The 7,909-nt window shown below is 68.3% G+C and carries 11 protein-coding genes and 1 pseudogene; 5 read left to right on the forward strand and 7 right to left on the reverse strand.

From position 1 onward, the window contains the following. From FXN61_RS44955 to FXN61_RS44965, 3 genes are all read right to left on the reverse strand, one after another. The coding region (locus tag FXN61_RS44955) for an AAA family ATPase (RefSeq protein ID WP_167979932.1) at positions 1 to 1,219 on the reverse strand (1,219 nt) is incomplete at its 3' end. A gap of 119 nt (positions 1,220 to 1,338) precedes the next feature. Then, positions 1,339 to 1,698 carry a peptidase inhibitor family I36 protein gene (locus FXN61_RS44960; protein ID WP_167979933.1) on the reverse strand — a complete coding sequence of 120 codons (360 nt, stop codon included), beginning with the start codon at positions 1,696 to 1,698 and terminating at the stop codon, positions 1,339 to 1,341. 39 nt (positions 1,699 to 1,737) lie between these two features. Further along, positions 1,738 to 2,547 carry a DUF72 domain-containing protein gene (locus FXN61_RS44965; RefSeq protein ID WP_167979934.1) on the reverse strand — a complete coding sequence of 270 codons (810 nt, stop codon included), beginning with the start codon at positions 2,545 to 2,547 and terminating at the stop codon, positions 1,738 to 1,740. A 17-nt stretch (positions 2,548 to 2,564) separates the two neighbouring features. On the opposite strand from FXN61_RS44965, the gene FXN61_RS44970 reads away from it, so the two are divergent. Next, positions 2,565 to 3,299: an arylamine N-acetyltransferase family protein gene (locus FXN61_RS44970; RefSeq protein ID WP_167979935.1), complete on the forward strand. Its 735-nt coding sequence runs from the start codon at positions 2,565 to 2,567 to the stop codon at positions 3,297 to 3,299. On the opposite strand, the gene FXN61_RS44975 is transcribed toward FXN61_RS44970, so the two are convergent. Together FXN61_RS44975 and FXN61_RS44980 are read right to left on the reverse strand one after the other, a co-directional pair. Further along, a complete protein-coding gene (locus FXN61_RS44975) occupies positions 3,254 to 4,966 on the reverse strand; it encodes a glycoside hydrolase family 5 protein (protein WP_167979936.1) in 1,713 nt (570 codons plus the stop codon). The genes FXN61_RS44970 and FXN61_RS44975 overlap by 46 nt on opposite strands. After that, a complete protein-coding gene (locus FXN61_RS44980) occupies positions 4,963 to 5,682 on the reverse strand; it encodes a DUF72 domain-containing protein (protein ID WP_167979937.1) in 720 nt (239 codons plus the stop codon). The genes FXN61_RS44975 and FXN61_RS44980 overlap by 4 nt, the downstream gene beginning before the upstream one ends. 71 nt (positions 5,683 to 5,753) lie before the next feature. Here FXN61_RS44980 and FXN61_RS44985 point away from each other — a divergent pair, with 71 nt between their 5' ends. Further along, complete coding sequence (locus FXN61_RS44985) at positions 5,754 to 6,041, forward strand: type II toxin-antitoxin system Phd/YefM family antitoxin (protein WP_167979938.1); 288 nt, start codon at positions 5,754 to 5,756, stop codon at positions 6,039 to 6,041. Further along, positions 6,029 to 6,439 carry a type II toxin-antitoxin system VapC family toxin gene (locus tag FXN61_RS44990; RefSeq protein ID WP_167979939.1) on the forward strand — a complete coding sequence of 137 codons (411 nt, stop codon included), beginning with the start codon at positions 6,029 to 6,031 and terminating at the stop codon, positions 6,437 to 6,439. The genes FXN61_RS44985 and FXN61_RS44990 overlap by 13 nt, the downstream gene beginning before the upstream one ends. Before the next feature lie 7 nt (positions 6,440 to 6,446). Here the strand turns inward: FXN61_RS44990 and FXN61_RS54940 are convergent, their stop codons facing one another. Both FXN61_RS54940 and FXN61_RS56785 read right to left on the reverse strand, forming a co-directional pair. Then, on the reverse strand, positions 6,447 to 6,923 hold the full coding sequence (locus FXN61_RS54940) for a CHAT domain-containing protein (protein ID WP_167979940.1): 477 nt from the start codon (positions 6,921 to 6,923) through the stop codon (positions 6,447 to 6,449). An 88-nt stretch (positions 6,924 to 7,011) separates the two neighbouring features. Next, positions 7,012 to 7,326, reverse strand: a pseudogene (locus FXN61_RS56785) (hypothetical protein); the annotation flags it as partial. A gap of 51 nt (positions 7,327 to 7,377) precedes the next feature. On the opposite strand from FXN61_RS56785, the gene FXN61_RS45005 reads away from it, so the two are divergent. Together FXN61_RS45005 and FXN61_RS45010 are read left to right on the forward strand one after the other, a co-directional pair. Next, on the forward strand, positions 7,378 to 7,638 hold the full coding sequence (locus FXN61_RS45005) for a hypothetical protein (RefSeq protein ID WP_167979941.1): 261 nt from the start codon (positions 7,378 to 7,380) through the stop codon (positions 7,636 to 7,638). Between the two features lie 6 nt (positions 7,639 to 7,644). Continuing rightward, a partial coding sequence (locus tag FXN61_RS45010; RefSeq protein WP_167979942.1) for a hypothetical protein occupies positions 7,645 to 7,909 on the forward strand: 265 nt, incomplete at its 3' end.

Here is a 7,909-nt window from a genome sequence, read left to right on the forward strand (position 1 = left end):
CACGACGCCCGCGCGGCCGCCACCGCCAGGTCAGCCGGTCGGCGGCGTCGTGCAGCTCCGCGGCGGCCTTGGCGAGGTGCTCGGCGCGTTCCTTGGCCTTGCCCAGCCACAGTCCGTCGAGCCTGCCCAGGTCGCACACCGGACACGTCTGGTTGCCGCCGGACTCCTGCAGCTGGATCGCGAGTCTCAGAATCTCGCTGCACCGCAAGGAGTCCTGCGCGTTGTCCGTTGCCACGACGGTCACCGCGCCGAGCGCTAGGTCGAGGGTCTCGCGGCACCGGTCGATCTCGTCGTCGGGCGGTAGTGTCAGATCCACGATCTGGTGCAGCAGGTTCGTTCCGTTGCCGACGTCCGCGCCGAGCGCGAGGTCGGCGATCGCGTCGAGGTCGGGGGAGTCGCTGCCCAGCAGCTCGGCGGCGCGACGGGCGCGTTCGTCGGGGGACGCCGCCAGCTCCGCGCGCACGCGTTCACGTCGGTCGTACGGACGGGCGACGATCTCGGCGAGGCGTTTGCGGTGCTCCGCGAGCAACTGCTGCGCCTCGGTGATCGCCTCCAGTCCGAGGAGGCGGTGCAACGCCTCGTAGAGGTCCTCCGGCTGTGCGTCGAGGACGGTCCCCAGCTCGCTGTAGGGCAGAAACGGCCGGTACGTCTCCAACGCGTCGTGCCACTTGCGGCCGTCGAACGGCTCGTCGTCCTGTGTCCACTCGCCCTGCGTCAGGTCGTCCTCTGCCGCCCAGCGCCTCTGGATCGTCGTCCGGTCCGCCAGCCCGGCCTGGACGAGGTCCAGTTCGACGGCGGTGTCGTTCTGGTGCAGGTTGCGCCAGCCTTGGCGCCACACGTCGTGCCGCGAGCGGGTCCAGCGGGCGTTGTAGCCGGTCAGCGCCAGTTCCGCGGCCTCGGCGAAGCTCGACTTGCCAGAGCCGTTGCGTCCGGTGACGACGGTCAGTCCCGGACCCGGTGCCAGCGGCAGGCGTGCCTGGGGGCCGATGCCCCGGAAGCCGCGCACCCGGATCTCCGACACGAAAATCCCCTGACCGGGGACGTCTGTCCGCTCTTTCGGCGCCTCCTCCGGCACGGGTGCACCGTCGAGCGCGCGGTCCAGCGCGGCTTCGCCTCGGCACGCCGCGAGCACCAGTTCCGCCGCACGTGGGGTGAGATCGTCTTTGGCCAGTCGCCCGGCCATCAGTTCGAGTAACCCGGCTTCACCCGCCACGGTCACATTTCCTCCAGCTGCCACCACTCGATAGGGCGGCAACCTAGGCACCAAATGAGACCTACTGGTGAGTACTCACACGATCGGGTGGTGTTACATAGGGTGACTAAAGTAGTCCGCGCTCGTTATGGACCCCACACTTCGAGCGCCCTGATGACGAAGTACGCGTCCGGCACGTAGGTGCCGTGCCTGGGGTAGGTGGTGAACTCCGCCTCGGTGGAGCAGTTCTCGCGTTGGTAGACGCTCGCGTCCCTGCTCAGGCGGTTGACGAACGACTTGCCGACGAGGTTCAGCGGGATGCACTCGCCGGGGTTCGCGGTCTCCAGGTCGAGGCGCTGCACGTCGCCCGTGTAGTCCGGCCCGGACCACACGCAGAACTCGCCCTTGTCGCAGGACTTGTCACTCTGTGCAACGGCGATCCCACTGGAGGCAACCGCGCCCGCAGTGATCGCCAAGGCGGCGATGAGGCTGTTCGTCGACGACATGGGCGCACCTCCGTGGCAACGAGTGTGCGTCCGTTTGGATCAATCAGCCAGACGATCTTGGAGCGCCATCGCGTCACGTGGGGCGTAGGCCTTCGCGTCGTTGTCGAAGTAGACGAACACGTCACCGTGCTTCGCCCAGCCGCGAACCTTCTCGGCCCACATGTCGAGGCCCTCGTCGGTGTAGCCGCTGGCGTAGAGCTCGTCGTGGCCGTGCAGCCGGACGTAGACGAAGTCGCTCGTGACCTCTTCGATCAACGGGTACTTGCCGGCGGCGTCCGCGACCACGAGCGCGATGTCGTGGCGTTTGAGCAGGTCGACGAACTCGGGCGCCTTGTAGCTGTCATGGCGGACTTCGAGGGCGTACCGCATCGGGCGTTCAGCGTCCGTGGTGGTGTGTGCCGGATCCACGCGGTGGTCGTGGCGTTTGGCGATCTCGGCGGCCTTGGTGGTGGTGCGGGGGAGACCTTCGAAGAAGCTGGTGAGCAGGTCCGCGTCGAACTGAAGTGTGGGCGGGAGCTGCCAGAGGATCGGGCCGAGCTTCGGGCCCAGGGCGAGCACGCCGGACGCGAAGTAGTTCGCGAGGAGCTCGTGGCCGTCCTTGAGGCGCTTCATGTGCGTGATGAACCGGCTGCCTTTGACGGCGAACACGAAGTCGTCCGGTGTCTCCGCGGCCCACTTCTGGTAGCTCGACGGCCGTTGCAGCGAGTAGAAGGAGCCGTTGATCTCCACCGATCCGAGCTGCTCGCTCAGGTAGGCCAGCTCGCGCTTCTGCGTGACGCCCTTGGGGTAGAACACCCCGCGCCAGGGCGGGTACACCCACCCCGAAGTCCCGATCCTGACCTCACCCACACGGCTATCGTTGCACGGTGGACGCCTACCTACAGCGCATCGGCGCTTCCCGCACTTCGTCGTTGGCCCAGCTGCACGAACGGCACCTGCTGAGCGTCCCGTTCGAGAACCTCGACACCCACATGGACACCCGGATCGTGCTGGAGATCCCGTGGCTGTACGACAAGATCGTGGTGCGGCGGCGGGGCGGGTTCTGCTACGAGCTCAACGGGTTGTTCGCGGAGCTGTTGCGGCACTTGGGTCACGAGGTCGAGTTGCTGGCGGCACGGGTTTTCGGCGAGGAGCAGCGGCTCGGGCCGCCGTTCGACCACCTGGCGTTGCTCGTGGACGGTGCGTGGCTGGTGGACGTCGGCTTCGGATCGTTCTCGCTGCACCCGCTGTCGTGGACGTCGCGGGACGACCAGAAGGACCCGTTCGGTGTGTTCCGGCTGGCGGACCACGGCGACGACGTGGACGTGTTCCACGACGGCTCGCCCGCCTACCGGCTGGAGCGGAAGCCGCGTGAGCTGGCGGAGTTCGTGCCGACCTGCTGGTGGCAGCAGACCGCGCCGGAGTCGCACTTCCGCAAGGGGCCGGTGGCGACGCTGGCGTTGCCCGACGGGCGGATCACCGTGACGGACAAGAAGGTCATCGTCACGGAAGGCGGCCGCAAGACCTCAACCGACGTCGAGGATCCCGCGGCCACCTTCATGGACCACTTCGGACTCTACTTCCGGCAGAGCAGTGCGTCCGGGGTCCTGCGCCAGTTGTAGGCGACGCCGGCGATGTGCTCGTCCTGCGCGCACTGGCCCTTGTAGTGCTGGTGCGCCCAGTCGCCGCCCTGGTCCGGCCTGTTGTCACCGCGGTCGAACCAGATGACGCGACTGGTCGTCCCCGTGGCGACGGGCGCGCAGACGAGCGTGAAGTTCGCGTAGCCGACGGCCGCATTGCCGGGCGGGCACTGGAGTTTCGTGTAGCCGCTGGCCCAGTCATTGGTCACGTGCTGTTCGTTGGTGACGCGTGTGGTGTTGCTCCACTGTGGACCGCTGACGCACAGACCGCGGTTGCCCGTGTGGCTGATGCCGACGAGCTTTTCGTTCTGCGGACACGATTCCTTGAGGAGCATGTTCCACCGGGTCTCGCGCGGGATCTGCCCGGTGCGGCTGGGTGCGGTGACAAGGCGGTTCCACGCGCCGGCACGCCAGTCGTCGCCGTCGTTGACGCCCATGCGGTTTCCGTTGGCGTCCCAGTGCAGGAGCGCCCAGCCGTTGCCGCGCCGGTTGCTGTGGAAGCCGACCAGTGGCCAGTACGCGAAGTCGGTGTCGGTAGCGACCAGGTGGTTCACGAAACGCTCGAACCAGTCGCGTGCCTTGGGGTTGCTCTCCTCGCGCCCGCCGACGCCGAACTCGCTGATCCACAGCGGTGCGGTGAAGTGTTTCTGCGCCTCGGTGATGTAGAAGGCCTGGCGCTGCAGGACGTCGATGTGTTCCTGGGGTGACAGGTCCTGGTAGCGCGGGTCGCTCGTCTCGCCGGTTCCGGTGGCGCCGCTGTGGTTCGGGCCGGTGTAACCGTAGAAGTGGGCGGAGTAGACGAGCTTGTCCGGGTTGGCGAGCGTGTGGCTGAGGTGCTTCACCGGCTCCAGCGTCGGCCGGCCGTGCGCGAAGCCGTCGACCGGGATGCCCGTCCAGTTGATGCCCTCGACGATGACCAGCAGGTCCGGCGCGGTCTGCTGGATGCGGTCAGCGGCCTGCTGGGACGCCTTGTGCCAGTCGTGGTCGTTGCCCCAGCCCCAGTTCGGGTCGTCCCAGATGTTGCGCCGCACCTCGTTGTAGAGGTCGGCACCGACAACGCGTTTGTTCGCCTTGTAGCGGTCCGCCATGAACGCCCAGTCGTTGATCCACTGGTCGGTGCTCTGGCTGGTGTTCCACCGCTCGTTGCCGTCCACACCGCAGCACCATCGGGACGTCGTGGTGTGGTTGTTGAGGATGACGGCGAGGTTGTTGCGCGTCAGCTCCGCGACGACCGCGTCGTAGACCTCGAGCGGCTTCTTCCCGTTGAGCTGCGCGTCCTTCACCCCGGTGACGGGGTTCGCATCCTTGATCATCTGGTTGGAGAACGGCAACCGGACGCTGTTGACGCCGATCTCCTTGAAGCCGTCGATGATCTGCTGCATCGGCGCGCGGTCGAGGCCCAGCGGGACCTGGTCGGCCTTCTCGCCTGCGTGGTGGTTGGCAGCGTCGTTGATGTCGCCGGAACCGTTCCAGGTGCCGCTCGCACCGTGCCAGTTGCCGGACTTCAGCTTGAAGCGGTCGCCGTGGGCGTCGACGATCCACCGTCCGCGCGTGCTCAGGGGACCGGTCCAGGACGCCGGATCCGCCTGCGCGGGAGCAACGAGACTCGCGGCCAGGAGCAGGGTGGCCGAGACGCGAGAGAACTTCACGTATGTGAAGCTAGCGGCACGCCGAGGCGCCGCGCCAGCCCCTGGGCGTTGTACGGCGCGGCACCTTTCATGGTGTTGTCGAAGTAGACGTAGGTGTCGCGGTTCCAGTCGCGGATCTTCTGCGCCCACTCGTCGAGCTGCTCGTCGTCGTAGGAACTGATGTACAGCTCGTCGTGGCCGTGCAGGCGGATGTAGGCGAAGTCGGCGGTGGCCGCCTCGATGCACGGAAAGGTCGGCGCGTCCGACACGACGTGGGCGACGTTGTGCGTGTGCAGCAGGTCGAAGTAGGCGTCGGCGCGGAACGACTCATGGCGGGGTTCGAGCGCATGCCTGCCCGGCGGGAGTGTCGAGAGGAAGTCCTTCAGCACGGCGGGTTCGAACCGCAGGGTGGGAGGAAGCTGCCAGATGATCGGGCCTTGCTTCGGGCCGAGTGCGAGCGAGCCGAGGAAGGTCTTGAGCGGATCCGCGATGTCGCGCAAGCGTTTGACGTGTGTGATCAGCTTCGGGCCTTTGACGGCGAAGGTGAAGCCCGGCGGCGTCTCCGCGGCCCACTTCCGGTAGTTCGCCGGTGGCTGGAGCCGGTAGAACGAGCCGTTGATCTCGATCGTGGTGACGTGCGCGGCCAGGTGGCTGAGCCAGCGCCGCTGCGGGATTTCGCGGTAGAAGCCGTCGCGCCATTCCGGATAACGCCAGCCGGACGTGCCGATCCTGATCACGTCACCGGGTAGCCGGGAGGGGCTGTAGCTACTCTGTAGCACTTCCTGGCGATTTGAGCTACGGTGGTGGCATGCAGCAGCTCAAAGCCATCGGCCAGCGTGAGCTCCGCAACGACAACGCGGAGATCATGCGGCGTGTCGAGGCGGGTGAGAGCTTCGTCGTCACCCGCAACAACAAGCCGGTCGCCCAGCTCTCGCCGTATCGGGAGGAAGTCGTGTCCCGTCCGCCGCTCGGTGATGTCCAGGTGCTGTTCGGAACCCTGCCCTCGGTCGACGCGGACCGCTGGGAGGCCGACCGGTTGGCGGCAGACGAGGTCTTCGGTGCGGACGACCCGCTGGAAGACCCGTGGCAGAGGTGAAGCGCTGCCTGCTCGACACCTGTGTGCTGATCAGGCTCGAGCGGGCGAACCTCGGCGACTACCTCGGCGCGCAGCCGTTCCTCAGCGCGGTCACGATCGCGGAGCTGGCGTTCGGGCTCGACACGGAGGACCCGGTCGAGCGCTTCGCCCGCACGGAGCGGTACTACGCGGCGTTGCAGACGTTCGAGGTGCTGTCTTTCGGCGTCGAGGAGGCGAAGGTCTACGGGCAGATGGCCTCGCTGGTGCGGCGCGCGGGTCGCAGTCCCCGGCCGCGGCGGATGGACCTGCAGATCGCGGCCACGGCGGCGGTCGCCGGCATGCCCGTGCTGACGATGAACGTCAAGGACTTCAAGGACGTCGAACGGCTCGTGGAGGTCGTGCCGATCCGCCAGGTTTGAGCGGCCTTCACGGACCGCTGTGGACGAGCGGTGCCCACAGGTGTGGTCGATCGGGGAGCGCGGCGCGGAGTTCGCATGTGACGGCGTGCAGCGCGTACGGAGCGTGCGCGGCCGTGGACGTGGCCGGCATGAGCGCGTAGAAGCGTTCGGCGGCGGTGGCCGCGGTCCTGTCGTCCAGCGGCCAGAGGCTCGCGATCACGTGCCGGAACCCCGCGAGCTGGAACGCCGACGCCAGGTGGATGGACTCGTTGGCGTGGCGCCAGCCGACCTGGCCGGTCGCGCACGCGGAGAGATACGCCAGTTCCGCGGCGTGCAGTTCGAGGCGGCTGATCCGCGCGATCGGCAGCGGGCCGTCGTGCAGGTGAAGGCACCCTTCGGACGGTGTGCGGGGGTCGGTGCCCGCGTGGCAGGCGAAATGCGCCCAGCTCGCCTCCGGTAGCGCGGCCAGCACCCTGTTCACCGTGGCCTGGTCGTCGCTGATCACCGTGCCGGGGGTGGCTGGACTGCGGGCTGGTCGCCTCGGCGGCCGTGGCGGGAAGGTCCGGCAGACCTGGGGTGTGCTGCAGCGCCACGGTGAGCTGACGACGCGCCGAGGCCGGTGCTCGTCCGCGTGAGCCGGCGAGCGCGCGCAGTGTGGGCGTGTAGGAGGAGATCACGCGGTCCAGCGCTCCCGGTCCTCCCCTCGGGGCCGCGGCGTGCAGCGGAAGGAGCCCGAGCCGTCCGGTCGGCATCCACCAGACGCGCCGCGGGGGCTGGCCGAGGGGAGCGACGACGTCCAGCACCGGTCCGACGGCCGCGTCCCACAGCCATACGAGCAGGTCCGACACGACTCGTTGGCGGCGCAGTTCACCCACGAGCGCGCTCGGATCGTTGATGGCGTCGGACATCTCTGTCGCCCATGACGTGACGTCGGCCGCGGCCAATCGCGGCAGGGGTATGTGGACGGGCTCGGAGTCCGCGATGACGATGGCTTCACCGCGTCCCCATCCGGCGTTGACGAGCACCACGACTTCGCCTGCTGCCGGCCGCAGCTCCTTCCAGGAGGGCGGAAGGAGGAAGTGGTCCAGGCCTGGGCGGCTCCGGATGTCGTCCAGCAGGGCGTCGTACTCGGCCCAGAGCCGGGCGCGGCGCTCGACGACGTCCGTGCCGAGGTCCAGCGCGTTGAGCTGGTCTCGCACCACGCGGAACCGTCCGGCTAGGTCGGGGTGCGTGGTGGCGAGGTCGGTCAGGTCCGTCCGGCTGTCCAGCTGCGCGCCGAGCAGGATGCCGCGGCTGTGCTCGGCGACCTCGAGTGCTCCGCCCGGATCACCGAGCGCGCAGTGCGCGCCGATCGCCTCGCCGACGAGTCCGATCCGTCCGCCGAGGCGGTGTTCCTGGTCGGTGTGCGATGTTTCGCGGGAGGCGACCGACGGCAGCAGCCGTACGGCGTTGTCCAGCAGACGGCGCGCGGGCTCGGGCTCGCCGAGAGCG

It is taken from the genome of Lentzea indica, assembly GCF_012184385.1.
Classification (GTDB): Bacteria; Actinomycetota; Actinomycetes; order Mycobacteriales; family Pseudonocardiaceae; genus Lentzea; species Lentzea indica.

Excerpts from the sequence above, each read along its gene's own strand:
- FXN61_RS44960 (WP_167979933.1), bottom strand. The coding sequence starts at position 1,698 with ATGTCGTCGACGAACAGCCTCATCGCCGCCTTGGCGATCACTGCGGGC.
- FXN61_RS44985 (WP_167979938.1), top strand. The coding sequence starts at position 5,754 with ATGCAGCAGCTCAAAGCCATCGGCCAGCGTGAGCTCCGCAACGACAAC.